At 70.3% G+C, this 17,844-nt stretch carries 14 protein-coding genes; 6 read left to right on the top strand and 8 right to left on the bottom strand.

What is annotated here, in order from left to right:
- Nucleotides 1-32 precede the first annotated feature (32 nt).
- From QZM15_RS07155 to QZM15_RS07145, 3 genes are all read right to left on the bottom strand, one after another.
- Nucleotides 33-980, bottom strand: coding sequence for a LysR family transcriptional regulator (locus QZM15_RS07155; protein ID WP_059574228.1), 948 nt, complete (start codon nucleotides 978-980; stop codon nucleotides 33-35).
- A gap of 108 nt (nucleotides 981-1,088) precedes the next feature.
- Nucleotides 1,089-1,727 (bottom strand): 2-hydroxychromene-2-carboxylate isomerase, encoded by a 639-nt coding sequence (locus tag QZM15_RS07150; RefSeq protein WP_059574337.1) that lies wholly within the window; start codon nucleotides 1,725-1,727, stop codon nucleotides 1,089-1,091.
- A 94-nt stretch (nucleotides 1,728-1,821) separates the two neighbouring features.
- On the bottom strand, nucleotides 1,822-3,264 hold the full coding sequence (locus QZM15_RS07145) for a TAXI family TRAP transporter solute-binding subunit (RefSeq protein WP_059574227.1): 1,443 nt from the start codon (nucleotides 3,262-3,264) through the stop codon (nucleotides 1,822-1,824).
- A 432-nt stretch (nucleotides 3,265-3,696) separates the two neighbouring features.
- Between QZM15_RS07145 and QZM15_RS07140 the strand changes: the two genes are divergently transcribed.
- Together QZM15_RS07140 and QZM15_RS07135 are read left to right on the top strand one after the other, a co-directional pair.
- Nucleotides 3,697-4,062: a BON domain-containing protein gene (locus QZM15_RS07140; protein WP_059574226.1), complete on the top strand. Its 366-nt coding sequence runs from the start codon at nucleotides 3,697-3,699 to the stop codon at nucleotides 4,060-4,062.
- Nucleotides 4,063-4,199: 137 nt separating this feature from the next.
- A complete protein-coding gene (locus tag QZM15_RS07135) occupies nucleotides 4,200-6,287 on the top strand; it encodes a D-(-)-3-hydroxybutyrate oligomer hydrolase (protein ID WP_302106107.1) in 2,088 nt (695 codons plus the stop codon).
- 287 nt (nucleotides 6,288-6,574) lie between these two features.
- Here the strand turns inward: QZM15_RS07135 and QZM15_RS07130 are convergent, their stop codons facing one another.
- The 5 genes from QZM15_RS07130 to QZM15_RS07110 form a co-directional block, all read right to left on the bottom strand.
- Nucleotides 6,575-7,363 (bottom strand): sulfite exporter TauE/SafE family protein, encoded by a 789-nt coding sequence (locus tag QZM15_RS07130; protein WP_059574336.1) that lies wholly within the window; start codon nucleotides 7,361-7,363, stop codon nucleotides 6,575-6,577.
- Between the two features lie 303 nt (nucleotides 7,364-7,666).
- On the bottom strand, nucleotides 7,667-9,106 hold the full coding sequence (locus tag QZM15_RS07125; protein WP_124658272.1) for a DHA2 family efflux MFS transporter permease subunit: 1,440 nt from the start codon (nucleotides 9,104-9,106) through the stop codon (nucleotides 7,667-7,669).
- 130 nt (nucleotides 9,107-9,236) lie between these two features.
- Nucleotides 9,237-9,968, bottom strand: a complete 732-nt coding sequence (locus tag QZM15_RS07120) for a DsbA family oxidoreductase (protein WP_059574223.1) — start codon at nucleotides 9,966-9,968, stop codon at nucleotides 9,237-9,239.
- A gap of 284 nt (nucleotides 9,969-10,252) precedes the next feature.
- A complete protein-coding gene (locus QZM15_RS07115; RefSeq protein WP_089464577.1) occupies nucleotides 10,253-11,047 on the bottom strand; it encodes a transcriptional regulator in 795 nt (264 codons plus the stop codon).
- Nucleotides 11,044-12,006, bottom strand: a complete 963-nt coding sequence (locus tag QZM15_RS07110) for an ornithine cyclodeaminase family protein (protein ID WP_302106106.1) — start codon at nucleotides 12,004-12,006, stop codon at nucleotides 11,044-11,046. Before QZM15_RS07110 ends, QZM15_RS07115 begins: the two co-directional genes overlap by 4 nt.
- Nucleotides 12,007-12,383: 377 nt before the next feature.
- Here QZM15_RS07110 and QZM15_RS07105 point away from each other — a divergent pair, with 377 nt between their 5' ends.
- The 4 genes from QZM15_RS07105 (at nucleotide 12,384) to QZM15_RS07090 (ending at nucleotide 17,826) form a co-directional block, all read left to right on the top strand.
- A complete protein-coding gene (locus QZM15_RS07105) occupies nucleotides 12,384-13,163 on the top strand; it encodes an ABC transporter substrate-binding protein (RefSeq protein WP_059642012.1) in 780 nt (259 codons plus the stop codon).
- Between the two features lie 67 nt (nucleotides 13,164-13,230).
- The gene (locus tag QZM15_RS07100; protein WP_302106105.1) at nucleotides 13,231-14,475 is read left to right on the top strand and encodes an FAD-binding oxidoreductase; all 1,245 of its coding nucleotides are present in this window, start codon (nucleotides 13,231-13,233) and stop codon (nucleotides 14,473-14,475) included.
- Nucleotides 14,476-14,984: 509 nt separating this feature from the next.
- Complete coding sequence (locus QZM15_RS07095) at nucleotides 14,985-17,138, top strand: hypothetical protein (protein ID WP_302106104.1); 2,154 nt, start codon at nucleotides 14,985-14,987, stop codon at nucleotides 17,136-17,138.
- A 328-nt stretch (nucleotides 17,139-17,466) separates the two neighbouring features.
- The gene (locus QZM15_RS07090) at nucleotides 17,467-17,826 is read left to right on the top strand and encodes a hypothetical protein (RefSeq protein ID WP_059574217.1); all 360 of its coding nucleotides are present in this window, start codon (nucleotides 17,467-17,469) and stop codon (nucleotides 17,824-17,826) included.
- Nucleotides 17,827-17,844 lie beyond the last annotated feature (18 nt).

Raw genomic sequence — 17,844 nt, 5'->3', positions numbered from 1 at the left:
CCTGACCCGTCGCGCTGCGCTTCGGCCGCGCGTCAGCGCTTGCGCGTGCGGGCGACCGTCAGCTCGTCGGACACGCTCTGCATCAGCGCGCACAGCCACGCGATGTCGGTCGGCCGGTCGGGCTGCGGGTGCGTGAGCAGGTAGCTCTTGATGCGCGGGAACGGCACGGGCGGCGCGACGACGACGAGCGGCAGCAGTTGCGCATAGTGCGTCGCGAAGCGGCGCGTCGTCGTGAAGATCAGGTCCGACTGCAGCAGCACCTGCGGCACGATCCCGAAGTACGGCAGCGTCGTCACGACGCGCCGCGCGAGGCGCGCGCGTGCCAGGCCGATCTCGATCGCATTGCGCTTGTCGCCGGTGTACGGGGTAGGCGCGACGTGCGCGGCCGACGCATACGCTTCGCGCGTGAGCGGCTCGCGGGCGAGCGGATGCGCGTCGCGCATCAGGCACACGATCGTGTCGGAGAACAGGTCCTGGCGCGCGAACTGCGGGTCGGGCTTCGGCCAGTTGCCGATCACGAGATCGAGCGCGCCCGACTCGAGCGCGGCCGCGTGGTCGAGCGCGGGGTTCAGCGAATCGATTTCCAGACGGGCATGCGGCGCCGCGTCGCGAAAGCGCTCGATCAGCGTCGGCATGAAGAAATCGTTCAGGTAGTCGGGCGCGGCGACGCGGAACGTGCGCCGCGCGGACGACGGATCGAACTCGCCGTGCGGCGTCGCGATGAAATCGACCTCGCGCAGCGCGCGCGACGCGGCTTCGAGCAGCGACGCGCCGTATTCGGTCGGCACCATGCCGGATTTGCCGCGTACGAGGATCGGATCGTTGAGCGTTTCGCGCAGCTTGCGCAGCGCGGTGCTGATCGCGGGCTGGGTCTGGTTCAGCCGCAGCGCGGCCTGCGTGACGCTGCGCTCGAGCAGCAGCGTGCGCAACACGCGCACGAGCCAGATGTCGAGCGAGGCGGTACGGTCGTCGTCTTCCATTGGTGGGGGATGCGGGGGACGCCAAGGGGCCGTTTTCATATGAAAACAGCCCGTTACCTTACCGCAGCCGCGCGTTGCCGTGCGTGATACCGGCCATCACGCACGCCATCACGCGCGGCCCTTCGGCAGCGTGCTGATCCGCTTGACCTCGCCCGATTCGAGCCAGTTCGGCGTGCGCGCGCAGTACAGCACCATCGGCAGCGCGTCCTCGCCCCAGAACAGTTGCTGGTTCATCCAGAAGGTCGGCACGCCGAACACGCCGAGCGCGATCGCGTCGGCCGTGTTGCGGGTCAGTTGCGCGGCGGTTTCCTCGAATTCGATCAGCTCGTCGCCGTGGCCGACGCCGACGCGTTCGCACAGCGCCGCGAAGCCTTCCGGCGTCGACGGATCGTTGCCTTCGCGCCAGATGAAGCGGAACATTTCCAGCACCGTCGCGATATCGGCGCGCAGCGCGATCGCGAGGCGCAGCACCTTGTCCGAATCGAACGGGTGCGCGGGCGGCATCTTGAAGCGGATGCCGAGCTGTTCCGCGCGAAACAGCGCGTGACGGTACGTGAACACGCGCTTGGCCGGCACGTCGGCGCTCGGACGCTGGCCCCAGTGGCGCTGCAGGTCGGCGAGCGACACGGCCACGGGGTCGAACGGCACGTCCGGCCATTTGTCGTGCTGCTCGAGCAGCAGATACGAGAACGGCGACACGAAGTCGAAGAACCAGGCGGGTTGGGCGGTATCGAGGCCGGTTGTCATGTCGTTCTCCAGAAGGTGGGGCGTGCGGCGCCTGACGGCGGCCTCCATGTTACGCGGCGGCGCGCGCATGCAGCAATGATCGCGGATCGTCCGCTCATGCGGAACCGGGAGTCGCCCGGGGGGCGTCGCCGGCCGGCTGCGGCGCGCTTGCCGTGCGTGCCGGCGGGCTGCCGGCGGCGGGCGGGCCCGCCGGCGTGTCCGGCTCCTGCGCGGTGAGCCGTTCGCGCACGAAGCCGATGTGCTCGCGCAGCACGTAGAACTGCCCGGCGTACGCGAGCGGCATCTTCATCCGGTTCACGGCTTCCTCGATGTCGTCGAGCTCGTCGAGCAGCTGGACGCGCTCCTCGGCCGTGTGTTCGCCGAGCGCGCGGCGCTCGAGCGCGATCAGCGCGCCGTACCAGCGGTAGATGCGCGAGCGCACGCGCCAGCCGTACAGCGACGGTACGAGCCGCAGCCCGGGAATCAGCACGACGATCAGCGGCACGACCACCACCAGCAGCCGGTCGACGAGGCTCGCGACCCAGAACGGCAGCCGCCGGTACAGGAAGCTCTTGCCCGACTTGTAGTAGCGGGCGGCGTCGTCGGACAGCGGGAAGCCGCGCGTGACGGACGACGGGAATTCGCCTGCGTGCTGCAGGATCGTCGCGTGCCCGTGCACTTCGCGCGCGGCCTCGATCAGCAGGTCGGACAGCGCGGGGTGCAGCGAGTCGCGCGCGACGAGTTCGATCGTCGGCGCGACGGTGTGGATGTCGGCGGGCGGCAGGTTGCGGCCGAGATCGTAGACGCCCATCGGCAGCGTGATCGCCGTCAGGTACGGAAACCGCCGCGCATACGCCTCGGCCTGCGTGAACGAATACACGTGCACGCCCGGCGCGCGGAACAGCTTCGCCATCACCGGGATCTGCGTCGAGTCGCCCGACAGGAAGGCCGCGTCGATCTTGCCGTCGAGCAGCGCGGTCGCGGCGTCCTCGCCGGCGGTCGGCAGCAGCTCGGTCGAGCCGCCCGGCACGATGCCGTTCATCTTCAGCAGCGCGAGGCTCAACTCTCGCGCGCCGCTGCCTTCCGCGCCGAGCGCGAGCCGCTTGCCCTTGAAGTCGGACAGCCGCGCGACGACCGGGCCGCGGTACATGATCGCGAGCGGCACGTAGCCGATGCTGCCGAGCGACACGAGATGCTCGTCGCGCTCCTTCGGGCCGATGCCGCTCTGCACGAAACCGACGTCGACCGGCGCGTTCGGGTTCGACAGCCGCGCGAGGTTCTGCGCGGAACCTTCGGACGATTGGACGTCGAGCGTGACGCCGTTTTTCGCGAGGATCGTCTTGTATTTCTGCGCGGCGTTCCAGTACGTGCTGCCGGGCGGCCCGGCCGAGATCACGAGCGTGGACGGCGGCGCCGGCTGGATCAGCTTGACCGCGAGCCAGACGGCCGCGCCGGCGAGCAGCACGGTCGGGCCGATCGACAGCGCGAGGTCGCGCCACGAGACGGCGACGAAGCGGGCGAGGATGCGGCGCGGCGGGCGAGGGCTGGCAGGCTTCATGGGGTGGGTGGATGACGCTGGCGTGACGCATCGGTGACGGTCGTCACCGGACGACACGGATGCTCGCGGCGATGGTACCCGGTTTCGCCGCGCATGCGCGAGTCGGGTGGGCTCGCGCGGCTGTCCGGCGACAGCGGCGGCGGCCGTCGCGTCAAAAGCTTTGCGCTTCGGCGGGCGCTGGATTACATTGTGCGACGCAGCCGCGCCCGAATCGCGCGCGACCCGGCACGTCATGAGACCGGGCGCGTCCGGCCGGCGGCTGTCCGGCCCGGCTGGCCCGCTTCTCGCGTGCGCCGGCCGCCGGCCCGTGCCGCCTCTCTCGTATCGCCGTGGAAAACACCGGCTGTCCCGCCCGTTCGCGCGCGGGCCGGCTGTTTTTGGGGGTATCCGGCCGTACTGTGCACGGCCGTTCCGAAGTGATAAGGAGATAGCATGAAGTCGATCGTGTTGAGAGCGTTGGGTGTCGCCGCCGTGGCGGCCTGTCTGTCGGGCAGCGTGTATGCGCAGTCGAGCGACGCAGCGGCGACGGAAGCGCCGGCGGCCGCAGCGAGCGCGCCGAAGGCCGCCGCGAAAACCGCGAAGAAGGCGAACCGCAAGCTCGGCTACGCGGTGCGCAAGGCCATTACGAAGGCGGGCGGCATCGACGTGGCGAACATCGTCGTGCGTTCGAAGGGCGGCGCGATCTCGCTGGAGGGCACGGTGCCCGACCAGGCACAGATCGACAAGGCGGAAGAGGCAGCCAAGAGCGTGAAGGGTGTGACGTCGGTCTCGAACAAGCTGACGGTTCAGCAGCAGTAACGCCGGGCGGCGGCGCGCGAGCGCCGCGTGCGCCCGTTTCCAGCGGGCCCCGGCATGCCGGGGCCCGTTTGCGCTTCAGAGGCCGAAAGCCGCGCGCGGCGCGGCGGCGGACCGATAACGATATCGAGGGGGCGGCGATGACGAAGCTCGGGTGGGGCAGGCGGGTGGTGTGGGGAGCGGCGCTGGCCGCGGTCGCGATGCTCGGCGCCTGCAACGGCGACGAGTCGGCCGAGCGCAACCGGTTGCCCGGCTTCGTGTCCGGCAGCGTGCGCACGACGGCCTACGACGGCGCGAGCGACGACCTGCTGACGGCCGGCCTCGGCAAGACGGGGCTCGCCGCGGCGAGCGCGCCCGGCTTCGCGAATCCGGCGCGGCCGACGAGCGCCGAATTGCGGCGCCTCGCCATCTGGTCGAACTACCGCGCGCTCGTCGACATGAGCGCGAACGGCGGCTACGGCCGCTTCTGGGGGCCGAACGTCGACCTCGACGGCAACGATACGCTCGGCGAAGGCAAGATTCCCGGCACTGAATACCTTGCGTATGCCGACGACGGCAGCGGCACCAAAAACGTCACGCTGCTCGTGCAAGTGCCCGCCCGCTTCGATCCCGCGCAGCCGTGCATCGTCACCGCGACGTCGTCCGGCTCGCGCGGCGTGTACGGCGCGATTTCCGCGGCCGGCGAGTGGGCGCTCAAGCGCGGCTGCGCGGTGGCCTACAACGACAAGGGCGGCGGCAACGGCGCGCACGAGCTCGGCTCCGACACCGTCACGCTGATCGACGGCACGCTCGCCAACGCGGTGCTGGCCGGCACCGCGAGCCTGTTCACCGCGAACGTGACGAGCGGCGATCTCGCCGCGTTCAACAACCGCTTCCCGAACCGCTATGCGTTCAAGCACGCGCATTCGCAACAGAATCCCGAGCAGGACTGGGGGCGCGTGACGCTGCAGTCGGTCGAATTCGCGTACTGGGCGCTCAATGAGCAGTTCGGGCCGCTGATCGACGGCTCGCGTCGCGGCGTGCGCTATCGCGCGGGCGACATCACGACGATCGCCGCGTCGGTCAGCAACGGCGGCGGCGCGTCGCTCGCGGCGGCCGAGCAGGACAACCGCGGCTGGATCACCGCGGTCGTGGTCGGCGAGCCGCAGATCAACGTGCGGATGGCGCCGAACGCGGTGGTCCGCGCGGGCGGCCAGCCGGTGCCGTCGTTCGGCCGGCCGCTGGCCGATTACGCGACGCTCGCGAACCTGCTGGAGCCGTGCGCGGCCGCATCGGCGTCGCTCGCCGGCGCGCCGTACCTGAGCGCGCTGCCGGCCGCGACCACGCAGTCGATCCGCACGCAGCGCTGCGCGACGCTCGCCGCGGCCGGGCTGGTGTCGGGCGCCGACACGCAGAGCCAGGCGGCCGACGCGCTCGCGCAGCTCCACGCGGCCGGCTATCTGGCCGATTCCGACCTGCTGCAGGCGTCGATGTGGGATTCGCAGGCGATTCCCGCGATCGCGGTCACCTATGCGAACGCATACACGCGCTCGCGCGTCACCGACAACCTGTGCAACTTCAGCTTCGCGACGACGAACGCGACGGGCGCGGTCGCGGCGCCCGCCGCATCGCCGATGCCGGCCGTGTTCGGCGCCGGCAACGGCGTGCCGCCGACTGCCGGCATCAATCTCGTGTTCAACGACGGCGCGGGCGTCGACCACCGGCTCGCGACGCCCGATGCGAGCTTCGCCGGCGCGCTGTGCCTGCGCCAGCTATGGACGAACGGAATGCTCGGGATGCCCGCGAACGTCGACGCGGTGCGCGTGAACGCGAACCTGCACGGCAAGCCGGCGATCATCGTGCAGGGCCGCGGTGACGCGCTCGTGCCGGTGAACCACGCGTCGCGCGCGTACGTCGCGCAGAACGGGATCAGCGAAGCCGGGCGCAGCCGGCTGGTGTTCTACGAAGTGACGAACGGCCAGCACTTCGACGCATTCCTGTCGGTTCCGGGCTTCGATACGCGTTTCGTGCCGGTTCACTACTACAACGTGCAGGCGCTGAACCTGATGTGGAAGCATCTGAAGAACGGCGCGCCGCTGCCGCCGTCGCAGGTGGTGCGCACGGTACCGCGCGGCGGCACGCCGGGCGCCGCGCCCGCGCTGTCGAGCGCGAACCTGCCGCCGATCTCGGCCGCGCCGGGCGCGAACGCGATCACGACCGGCGCGGGCACGATCGACGTGCCGCTCTGACCGCGGCCGACGCGCCGCCTCCTGCAAGCCGGACAGCCGTCCGGCTTTTTTCTGCGCGTCTTCTGGAATCGGTCGCACCGCGTTCAACGCGCAGAACCTGACGATCAAGAACGACCCGTCGGGCCACATGATCTGCCTGAACGACGCGTCGCGGACCGCGCTGAAGGGCGATCTCGCCAACTTCTACGACGGCATCCTCGCGAACCGTACTGCGCTGCAACGCGTGCTGAAGCTGCGGGCGCGCACGCAGCACCGGGACGGCGTTGTTCGTCAGGCGCGGTGCCCGCTTACGCGAGCACGAGCCGCACGCCGACCGCGACCAGGGTCGACGCGAGCAGGTTGCGCAGCAGCCGCTCGGGCGCGCGTGCCGACAGCAGGCTGCCGATCACGATGCCGGGCAGCGAACCGAGCAGCAGCGACAGCAGCATCGACCAGTCGACCGAGCCGAGCAGCCAGTGGCCCATCCCCGCGACCAGCGTGAGCGGCACCGCGTGCGCGATGTCGGAACCGACGATGCGGGTCGTCGCGAGCAGCGGATACAGCAGCAGGAGCACGGTCACGCCGATCGCGCCGGCGCCGACCGACGTCATCGACACGAGCACGCCGAGCACGGCGCCCGTCAGCACGGTCGACCACAGCGTGCGCGCGGGGCTCGGCGCGAGCGGGTTGCGCGCGGCGAATGCAGTGAGCTGAGGGCGGAAGATCAGCGCGAGCGACGTCAGCAGCAGCGCCACGCCGAGCACGAGCTGGATCATCCGCGCGGTGCCCGGCGTGTTCATCCCGTGCGTGTGCAGCCACCACAGCGTGAGCGCCGCGGCCGGCACGCTGCCCGCCGCGAGCCGGCCCGTGATGCGCCAGTCGACCGAGCCCTTCAGGCCGTGGACGAGCGTGCCGGTGGCCTTGGTCGCGGCCGCGTACAGCAGGTCGGTGCCGACCGCCGTCGCAGGGTGGACGCCGAACAGCAGCACGAGAATCGGCGTCATCAACGAACCGCCGCCGACACCCGTCAGGCCGACGAGAATGCCGACGAACAGGCCGGACAGCGAGTACAGCAGATCGATATGGGGAAGCGACATCGGAAGCAGGCGGTTATGCGGCGTTCGGCGGCGGCGCGCGGCCCGTGGCGCGCGCGTCAAAGTCCGCCATTGTCGCAAAAGTGACGCGTCAATGGACGACTGCGTTAAAAATCGGCCGCGAAGGCCCGCCCGGCAGGCGGCCGGCGGGACGTGAAACGCGCGTTCGGGCGGGCGCGGCCGACGACGATCTGGCCCGAAAGCGGCGGCGAACCGGGCGCGTACGCCGCGTGGCCCGCGTGCACAAAAAAGGCGCGACGATGCGCGCCCCGATCCGATGCCGGTTCCCGGCCCGTCCGTCGACGGTCAGTGCATCGCGGGCCCGGCGCCTTCGACCGCGCGCGGCGGCCGGATGCGCAGCGCGAAGCCGGTCAGCGCGGCCACGGCCGCAAACGCCGCGCCGAACGCGAAGGCCGCATGGTAGCCGCCGTTCAGCGCGTCGAGCGGCGCCGCTTGCGCCGCCGCCAGTGCGCCGGTGCGGGCCTCCGCGAGACTCGCGAGGACCGCGAGCCCGAGCGCGCCGCCCATCATGAACGCGGTGTTGACGATGCCCGACGCGAGCCCGGAATCGGCCGGATCGACGTCGTTCATCGCGGCGAGCAGCACCGGATTGAACGCGACGCCGGCGCCGATGCCGAGCAGCGCCATCCCGGGCAGCACGTGCCACACGAATCCGCCGTCGACCGGCGCGCGCGAGAACAGCGCGAGGCCGCATGCCGCGATCAGCAGGCCGGCGGCGATCGGGCCGCGGATCCCGAAGCGCATCACGATCCGCGCCGACAGCCCGAGCGAGAACGCGGCCATGATCAGGTTCGCCGGCAGGAACGCGAGGCCGACCTGCAGCGGCCCGTAGCCGAGCACGCGCTGCATGTACAGCGCGGACAGGAAGAACCACGCGAACATCGCGGCCGCCCACAGCACGGCGATCGCGTTCGCGAGCGCGACGTTGCGCGCGGCGAACAGCGTGAGCGGCATCAGCGGATGCGCGGCGCGCGACTCGATCGCGATGAACAGCGCGAGCAGCACGACGGCCGCGCCGATCAGCGCGACGGTCTGCGTCGACAGCCAGCCGGCCTCGTTGCCGCCGACGATCCCGTAGACGGCCAGCATCAGCGACGCGGTCACCGTGATCGCGCCGGCGACGTCGAGCCGGGCCGTGCCGGCCGGCGCACGCGTGCGCGGCAGCAGCGCGACGCACATCGCATAGACCGCGGCGCCGATCGGCAGGTTGACGAGGAAGATCCAGTGCCACGACAGCGAGCTCGTCAGCAGCCCGCCGAGCAGCACGCCGATGCTGCCGCCGCCCGCGCACACGAAGCCGTAGACGCCCATCGCACGTGCGCGCTCGCCGGGCTCGGTGAAGAGATTCATGATCAGCGACAGCGAGACGGCCGACACGACCGCGCCGCCGAGCCCCTGCACCGCGCGCGCGGCGATCAGCATCGCCTGCGATTGCGCGAGGCCGCAGGCGAGCGACGCGAGCGTGAACACGACGAGGCCCGCGAGGAACATGCGCCGCTGGCCGTACAGGTCGCCGAGCCGGCCGCCGAGCAGCAGGCAGCCGCCGAACGTCAGCAGGTACGCGTTGACGACCCACACGAGGGCCGTTTCGGTGAAGTGGAGGTCGGTGCTGATCGACGGCAGCGCAACGTTCACGATCGTGCTGTCGAGCACGATCATCAGCACGCCGAGGCAGAGCACGATCAGCGCATACCAGCGCTTCTCGCCGTGGATACCGTGGGTCATGGGCGCTCAGCCTTCTCTCTGATAGTTATTTGAAAGGAGGCATTGTAGACGTCATCGGCGCGGGCTTCCTGCCGGTTTGTGGCAGCAGCGAAGCGTAGTGGCGCGCGGCGCGCGTGTCGCGGGTTGCGCGTTACGACCGGGCCGGCAGTTCGCAGCCGTCGGGGCCGCAGGCGGCCGCGTCGCTGCCGCCGAGTTCGACGACGCCGTCGCGCCATGCCTGGTCGAGCGCCTGCGCGAACGCGTCGGCCGGCTGCGCGCCGGACACCGCGTAACGGCCGCCGAACACGAACAGCGGCACGCCGCGCCCGCCGATCTGTTCGGCGCGCGCGATGTCGGCTTCGACTTCGTCGCGGTAGGCGTCGCTGCGCAGCACCGCTTCGACGGCCGGGCGCTCGAGCCCGGCTTCGACCGCGAATTCGGTCAGCGCGGCATGATCGAACAGCGAACCGTGCTCGCAGAAATACGCGCGATAGAGCCGCTCGGTCAGCGCGTGCGCGCGGCCCGACGCCTGCGCGAGCTTCACGAGCCGGTGGCCGTCGAGCGTGTCGCCGACCAGCGTGCCCGGCAGGTCGTAGCGCAGCCCGACGCTCGCGGCCGCATCGGTCACCTGGCGCAGCATCTGGTCGACCTGCGCGGGCGCCATCCGGTATTTGCCTGCCAGCATCGCCTCGACCGGCTCGACGGGCTGGCCGGGCATCAGCCGGTACGCGCGCGGCACGACGTCGACGCGCTCGGCGTGCGCGAAGGCGGCCAGCGCCTCGTCGAAGCGGCGCTTGCCGATCCAGCACCACGGGCAGATCAGATCGGACCAGATTTCGACGGTCAGGGTCGGGCGGGCAGTCGGAGCGGGAGCGGTCGTCATGGGCGGTTCGGGGCGGCAAAAAATGTAACTGCGACTATATCATTTTATGCTTCCGCGCTTCCGCGCTTCCGCGCTTCCGCGCTTCCGCGCTTCCGCGCTTCCGCGCTTCCGCGCTTCCGCGCTTCCGCGCTTCCGCGCTTCCGCGCTTCCGCGCTTCCGCGCTTCCGCGGCGGGCCCGTGCGGAACCGAGACCGCACCCGCGCATCGCGAAGCCTGGGCGCCGGAATCGGCGGCCCGGTACCGATGACCGGGGCCTGCGCGTCATCGCGCCCGCCGCATCCCGCTCAGGCGTCGCCCTGCGTTTCCTTCAGGTGCTTCAGATGCTTGTAGACCGTCGCGCGCCCCATCCCGAGCACGTTCGCGACGTAGTTCGCCGCGCTCTTGCCGCGGAACGCGCCTTCCGCGTACAGCGCCTCGACGAGCTCGCGCCGGTGCTCGCGCGTGAGCCCGTTCAGCCCGACCTGCCGCTCGCGCAGCCAGCCGTGCAGGAACGTGTTGATGCGCTCCTGCCAGTCGTCGCGGAACAGTTCGTCGGGCTGCGCGACGACGCCCGCGCCCTTGATGAACAGGTCGAGCGTCGCGCGCACCTCGTCGAACACCGCGATGTTGAAGTTGATGCACATCATCCCGGCCGGCCGGCCTTCGTCGTCGAACAGCACGTTGCTCACGCAGCGCATCCGCCGGCCGTCCCAGTTCAGCTTCTCGTACGGGCCGATCACGCGCTCGCGCGCCGAATGATCGATTTCCTCGAGCGCGGAATCGTCGCCGACCTCGCGCTTCGACAGGTTGTTCGCGAGATACAGCACGGTCTGGTCGTGCAGGTCGTGGATCACGACTTCCGCGTACGGGAAGAACAGCGCGGCGATACCGTCGGCGATCGGCGCATAGCGGGTGAGCAGCAGGTCTTTGACGGGAGATTTCTTCTTGCGCATCGGTGTCGCGATCTCGGGTGGGCGGGAGCGGGGCAGCGTGTCGGGCCGGCGGGCCGGGCCACCGTCGGCCGGCATGCCCGTGCGCCCGCGCGCGGCCGCCGCGGCGGTTGCGCCATTGTATCGGCCCCGTGTGCGCGCGCCGCTCATGCGTGCGTCAGATGCGTGTACAGCGCGTGCGCGATCGCGATGTCCTCGAGGCCCAGGCCGATCGAGCGGAACAGCGCGTGACGCGTGCGCGACGGCGCCGCGCAGGTGCCGGCGACGAGCGCGGGCAGGTCGCCGACGATCCGGCCGGCATCCCAGCCGTGCTCGGCCGCGGCGATCTGCATCTCGCCCGCGCTCGCGGGCGTCGTGTGCCGGTAGTCGCAGTAGACGTCCATGTCAGGCAGCCACGCGGGCGGGATTTCGTGCGCGCGCGCGACGTTCGTGCTGATCGACGTGACGAGCGCGGGGCGCGTGAGCATGCCGTCGCCGAGCACGGGCGTGCCCGACGACGTGCACAGCACCACCACGTCCGCGTCGCGCACGCAGGCCTCGACGCTCGCCGCCGCGCGTGCGCGTGCGTCGAGCGCGGTCAGGCTCGCCTGCAGCGCCGCGTCGCCGGCCAGCGCGGGCGAGTACACGCGGATCGTGTCCCAGTCGCGCAGCGCCGCCGTGTGCCGCAGGTGCGCGAGGCCGACCGCGCCCGCGCCGACGATCGCCAGATGACGCGCGTCGCGCGGCGCGAGACAGTCGACCGCAAGCGCCGTCGTACCGGCCGTGCGTTCGACGGTCAGCAGCCCCGCGTCGCACCACATCAGCGGCTGGCCGGTTTGCATCGACATCAGCGCGGTCCATGCGGTGACGACAGGTTTGCCGCCTGTCACGACATACGGCGACAGCTTCGCGCCGAACACCTGCTCGTCGGCGAGCGCGCCGAGATACGTGATGAAGTCGCCGGCCCGGTCGGGAAACAGCGTGAGCGTCTGCGGCGGCTGCACCGCGCGCGCCGCGGCCAGCGACGCGAACATCCGGCGCAGCGTGCCGAGCACGTCGAGCGACGGCAGCGCCGCGCGCACCGCGGCTTCGTCGACGGTCAGCGGCAGGGTGGGGACGGTTTGCGTCATGGGGCATCTCCGGTTCGGGCTGGACAGAAAGTCTCGAAAGACGGTGTTCTGCGGGATTTGTGATGGACGAAAAGTCTAATATAGACAAACAAAATAGTGAGAGTTTTTATTTTCGAGATGCTGTGTCGGAGTCGGTGTCACGAAAAATGCCATGAAATCAACGGTGTTTCTGGCGGCAGAAAGAAATTTCGATATGGAGGACCGAAGCCGCATCCTCGTATCCCCTATAGTCCATAGTAGACTTTGAGTCTATATTTCGCATGCAGGACCCGCCACGTCGCCATGCGGCGGCGGCCTGCACTCGAATGCCGACCGGCGCCCACCGAGGGCGTCGGGCGACCGATCTTCATCGCCTCAATCCGGAACGGAAGACCGTCATGAACTGGAAGCTTTCCCTCTGCGCCGCTGCGGCGCTCGCGTGCGCGGCCGTCACGGCCCATGCGGAACAAACCACGTTGCGCTTCGGGATCGAAGCCGCCTATCCGCCGTTTGAGAGCAAGACGCCGGCCGGTCAGTTGCAGGGCTTCGACGTCGACGTCGGCAACGCGGTGTGCGCGAAGCTGAACATGAAGTGCGTGTGGGTCGAGAATGCGTTCGACGGGCTGATCCCGGCGCTGCAGGCGCGCAAGTTCGACGCGATCAACTCGGCGATGAACATCACCGCGAAGCGCAAGCAAAGCATCGATTTCACGCCGGCGATCTACGTGGTGCCGATCGTGATGGTCGCGAAGCGCGGTGCGCCGTTGAAGCCCGACGTCGCGAGCCTGCGCGGCAAGCACGTCGGCGTGCTGCAGGGCTCGTCGCAGGAGGATTTTCTGAAGGCGCACTGGGCCAATGCGGGCGTGGCCGTCGTGTCCTACCAGGAGCAGGACCAGATCTACGCCGATCTCGTCGCGGGGCGTCTCGACGCGGCCGTGCAGGAAGCGCAGACCGCGCAGGACGGGTTCCTCGACAAGCCGGCCGGCCGCGACTACCAGATCGTCGGCGAGCCGCTGAAGGATCCGGCGACGCTCGGCGAAGGCACGGGCTTCGGGATGCGCAAGAACGACAAGGCGCTGCAGGCGAAGATCGTCGGCGCGCTCGATGCGCTGAAGAAGGACGGCACGCTGAGCGCGCTGTCGCAGAAGTACTTCAAGCGCGACATCATCGCGAAGTAAGCGCCGCCGCGCGCCGGCCGCGGGGCCGGCGCACCGCGCATCCCATCTCGACGCAGTACGGGGAACCATGGATTTCGACGTCATCGTTCTGGGGGCCGGCATCGTCGGCGTGTCGTCGGCGCTGCATCTGCAGGATCGCGGGCTGCGCGTCGCGCTCGTCGACCGGCGCGCGCCCGGCGAGGAAACCAGCCACGGCAATGCGGGGCTGATCGAGCGCTCGTCGGTCGTGCCGTATGCGTTTCCGCGCCAGCTCGGCACGCTGCTGCGCTATGCGCGCAACCGCTCGGTCGATCTCTATTGGGACTACCGCGCACTGCCCGCGTACGCGGGCTGGCTCGCCCGCTTCTGGCGTGAATCGTCGCCGCGGCGGCTCGCGGCCGCCGCGTGCGACCTGCTGCCGCTTGTCGCGGCGAGCGTCGTCGAGCACGAGGCGCTCCTCGCGCGCACCGACGCGCAGCCGCTCGTGCACGACGGCGGGTGGATCGAGGCGTTCCGTTCGCCCGCGCTGTTCGACGAGCAAGCGCACGCGCAGCAGCGCGTGGCGGCCGAGCACGGGCTGCGGATGACCGTGCTCGATGCGCATGCGCTGCGGGCGCGCGAGCCCGGCATCGGCGATGCATTCTGCGGCGCGTTCCACTGGCAGGACCCGAAGACCGTATCGAGCCCGGGCGGGCTGACCAAGGCGTATGCGCGGCTGTTCGAGCGCGACGGCGGCACGTTCGTGCGCGGCGACGCGACGACGCTCGTGCAGATGGATGGCGGCTGGCAGGTCCGGTCCGAACACGGGCCGATCTCGGCACGCTCGGCCGTGGTCGCGCTCGGGCCGTGGTCCGATCATGTGTTCGCGCCGCTCGGCTACCGGATTCCGCTGCGCGCGAAGCGCGGCTATCACATGCATTACCGGCCGACGCGCACGCCGCTGAACGTGCCCGTGTGCGATACCGAGGCCGGTTTCGTCGTCGCGCCGATGGAGGGTGGCCGCCTGCGGCTCACCACAGGCGTCGAGATCGCGCCGCGCGATGCGCCGCCGACCGGCGTGCAACTCGCGCGCGCCGAACCGCTGGCGCGCGACGCGTTCGGCATCGGCGAGCGGCTCGATCCGCAACCGTGGCTCGGGATGCGGCCTTGCACGCCCGACATGCGTCCGGTGATCGGGCCGGCGCCGCGCCACCGTCATTTGTGGTTCGCGTTCGGCCATTGCCATCACGGGCTCACGCTCGGGCCCGCGACCGGCCGCCTGCTCGCCGAGATGATGACGGGCGCGCAGACCTATATCGATCCTCATCCGTATCGGCCCGCCCGCTTCGGCTGAACCTGCGGCGCGCGGATGCGGTTTCGGTCGCCGGCACGCGCCGGCGGCCATGCGCTTGCTTCACAGTTTTTCGTTCTGCTGTCCGGTTCGTCGAAATCCGCACAATTGGAAATGATCTGCGTAATCGACAAGAAAGAAAATTTCGCGACAAAAGAAAATCAGCAAATTCGCGATTGATCAATGCATTTTCATATTGTCGAAATGCGTAATGGGCGGCCCGTCGTAACGGTATTGGGCTGCATTGCCGGCGCGTGTTCCGGCATTGGCGGAATGTACCGGAACACGTCACCACGAGGCTCGCAAACGTTACGTTACATCCTCGCTCCGATGGCGCTTTTCGTCAGACTATTGTGGCGTCGCGACGCGTGAATTCGTCGGAAATCAATTAAAAAAGCGTTATTGCCGACAAATAAGCAGACAAATCTATCCGGTTTTTGTATTGGCACGCTTCGTGCAATCCGTCCCCATGCTTTGTCAACGTAGTGCCAACCGAGATGGGGAAAATAACGATGGGACAGAATTTTAAATTGACGGGTGTGGCGCTGTCGGTCGCGACGGTGTTCGGGGTGCTGGCTTCGGGGTCCGCGATGGCCGCGGCGCTCGATTCGCTGCCGATCCCGCAAGTGATCGTCAATCCGCCGACGAACAGCGTGTCGGTCGGGTTGGGCGCGACGGGGACGTCGCCGCTGGGTTCGGTCACCGTGACGGCGGGTGGGTCGGGCACGATCCAGACGTCGCTCGGCGAGCCGGGGCAAGTGCTGTCGGGCGCCGTGGGGGCGGTGACGGGGGCACTGGGTAATGTCGGCGGCGGCACGAATCCGCTGGCGCCGGTGCAGGGTGTGGTGAATCAGGTGACGGGCGCGCTCGGTGGCGGTAACCCGGCAGGTGCGCTGAGCGGTGCTGTGGGCACGGTGACGGGCGCACTGGGTGGCGTTGGCGGCGGCAACCCGGCCAGCGCATTGACCGGCGCCCTGGGCACGGTGACGGGCGCCTTGGGTGGCCTCGGCGGCGGCAATCCCGCCGGCGCATTGACCGGCGCCCTCGGCACCGTAACCGGCACACTGGGCAACCTCGGCGGCGGCAACCCGGCCGGCGCATTGACCGGTGCGCTAGGTACGGTGACGGGCGCACTGGGCGGCGTTGGCGGCGGCAACCCTGCCGGCGCATTGACCGGCGCCCTGGGCACGGTGACGGGCGCACTGGGCGGCGTTGGCGGCGGCAATCCGGCCGGCGCGCTGACCGGCGCCCTGGGCACGGTGACGGGCGCACTGGGTGGCGTTGGCGGCGGCAATCCGGCCAGCGCATTGACGGGCGCCCTGGGCACGGTAACCGGTGCACTGGGCGGCGTTGGCGGCGGCAACCCCGCCGGCGCATTGACCGGCGCCCTCGGCACCGTAACCGGCACACTGGGCAACCTCGGCGGCGGCGCGAACCCGATTACCCCGATCCAGAACGTCGTGAACCAGGTCACCGGCACGCTAGGCAGCGGCAACCCGGCCGGCGCATTGAGCAACGCGGTCAACACGATCACCGGCACGCTCGGCAACGTCGGCGGCGCAGGGAGCCCGCTCGCGCCGGTGCAAGGCGCCGTCACGCAACTCGCCGGCACGCTCGGCAGTGGTGATCCTGCCGGTGCGCTGACGAACGCGCTGAACTCCGTGACGGGCGCGCTCGGCGGTGCGAACCCGCTGGCGCCGGTGCAGGGCGTCGTGAACCAGGTCGTCGGCACGCTGTCGGGTGCAGGCGGCGGCAGCCCGATCACGCCGATCACGAACCTCGTCAACGGTCTGCAGAACGCATTGCCGGGTGGCAATCCGGCCGGCGCGCTGACCGGCGCCCTCGGCTCGGTGACGGGCGCGCTCGGCAGCCTCGGCGGCGCGAACCCGCTGGCGCCGGTGCAAGGCGTCGTGAACCAGGTCGTCGGCACGCTTGGCGGCAGCAATCCGGCCGGCACGCTGAGCAACGCGGTCGGGACGGCCACCGGCGCACTCGGCAACGCGGTCGGCTCGGCAGCGGGCGCGCTCGGCGCGCTGGGCGGTACGAACCCGCTGGCGCCGGTGCAGGGTGTCGTGAACCAGGTCGTGGGCGCGCTCGGCAGCGGCAATCCGGCCGGCGCACTGACGGGCGCGCTGAACTCGGTGACGGGCGCCCTCGGCAACCTCGGCGGCTCCAACCCGCTCGCGCCGGTGCAAGGCGTCGTGAACCAGGTGGTCGGCACACTGTCCGGCGCTGCCGGCAACAACCCGATCGCGCCGATCACGAGCCTCGTGAGCGGCCTGACGGGCGGCGGCAACCCGGCGGGCGCCCTGACCGGTGCGCTCGGTTCGGTGACGGGCGCACTCGCGTCCGGTCCGGCGGCGCTCGGCCAGGCGGCCGGCGCGCTGTCGGGCGCGGCCGGTTCGACGGCAGCGGCAGGCGGCAGCCTGCTCGGCTCGGGCGCGAACGCGGCCGGCGGCACAGCCGGCGCGGTCGGTTCGCTGCTGACGGTGGGGGCCAATTCGACCGCGACGGTCGTCAATGCGGTCGGCACGTCGGTGGGTACGGCGCTCGGTTCCGCGCCGAGTCTGTCGGTGACGCCGCATTCGGGCAACAGCTCGCCGAACAACCCGCTCGCACCGGTGACGACGCTGCTCCAGTCGCTGACCGGCGCATTGCCGAGGTAACCGGCCGAAACCGCCCGACGGCGCCGCATCGGCCGTCGGGCGAGACGGTCGCGCAATACGGGCCGTGCAATACCGGCGATGCAGTACCGGCCGCCCAACGCGGCATGACAGCGATGTCATGCCGCGTTGTCATTTCGGGCTTCCCGCGTTCTTTCGTCACATGAACGATCGCGGCTGCCGGTCGCGGCGCCGCATGGAATAACAGGCCGTCGCCGTCCGTTTACATACCGAGTTCCGGCACCGCCGGCCGGCGGGATAATGATCGCGACGAAGCCGATCGTCCCGTCTGGCCGCATCGTGTCGCGACACGACGCCAAGGAGAACGGGAATGAAACGGATGCTCTTCGCTGCCGCGCTGACGGCGGCGATCGTGCGGCCGGCGGCCGCGGAACCGCCCCAGGCCGGCGACGGGAAACTGACCGACGAAGCGCACATGACGCTGTACGTGTTCGATCGCGATGCGCCGGGCAAGAGCATGTGCGACGGCGCGTGCGCGGCCAACTGGCCGCCCGCGCTCGCCGACGCATACGACAAGCCGTCGGGTGCGCTGAGCGTCGTCGCCCGCGACGACGGCACTAAGCAATGGGCGTACCGCGGCCGTCCGCTGTATCGCTGGAAGATGGACCGCAAGGCTGGCGACGCCGGCGGCGACGGGATCGGCGGCATGTGGCACGTCGCGCGGCCGTGACCGCGCGGCGACGCGCGA

Origin of the sequence: Burkholderia sp. AU44665, from assembly GCF_030504405.1 — a bacterium.
GTDB classification, from domain to species: domain Bacteria; phylum Pseudomonadota; class Gammaproteobacteria; order Burkholderiales; family Burkholderiaceae; genus Burkholderia; species Burkholderia semiarida.
The sequence above is the reverse complement of the archived record's forward strand: the minus strand, read 5'-3'. Positions and strand labels throughout refer to the sequence as shown.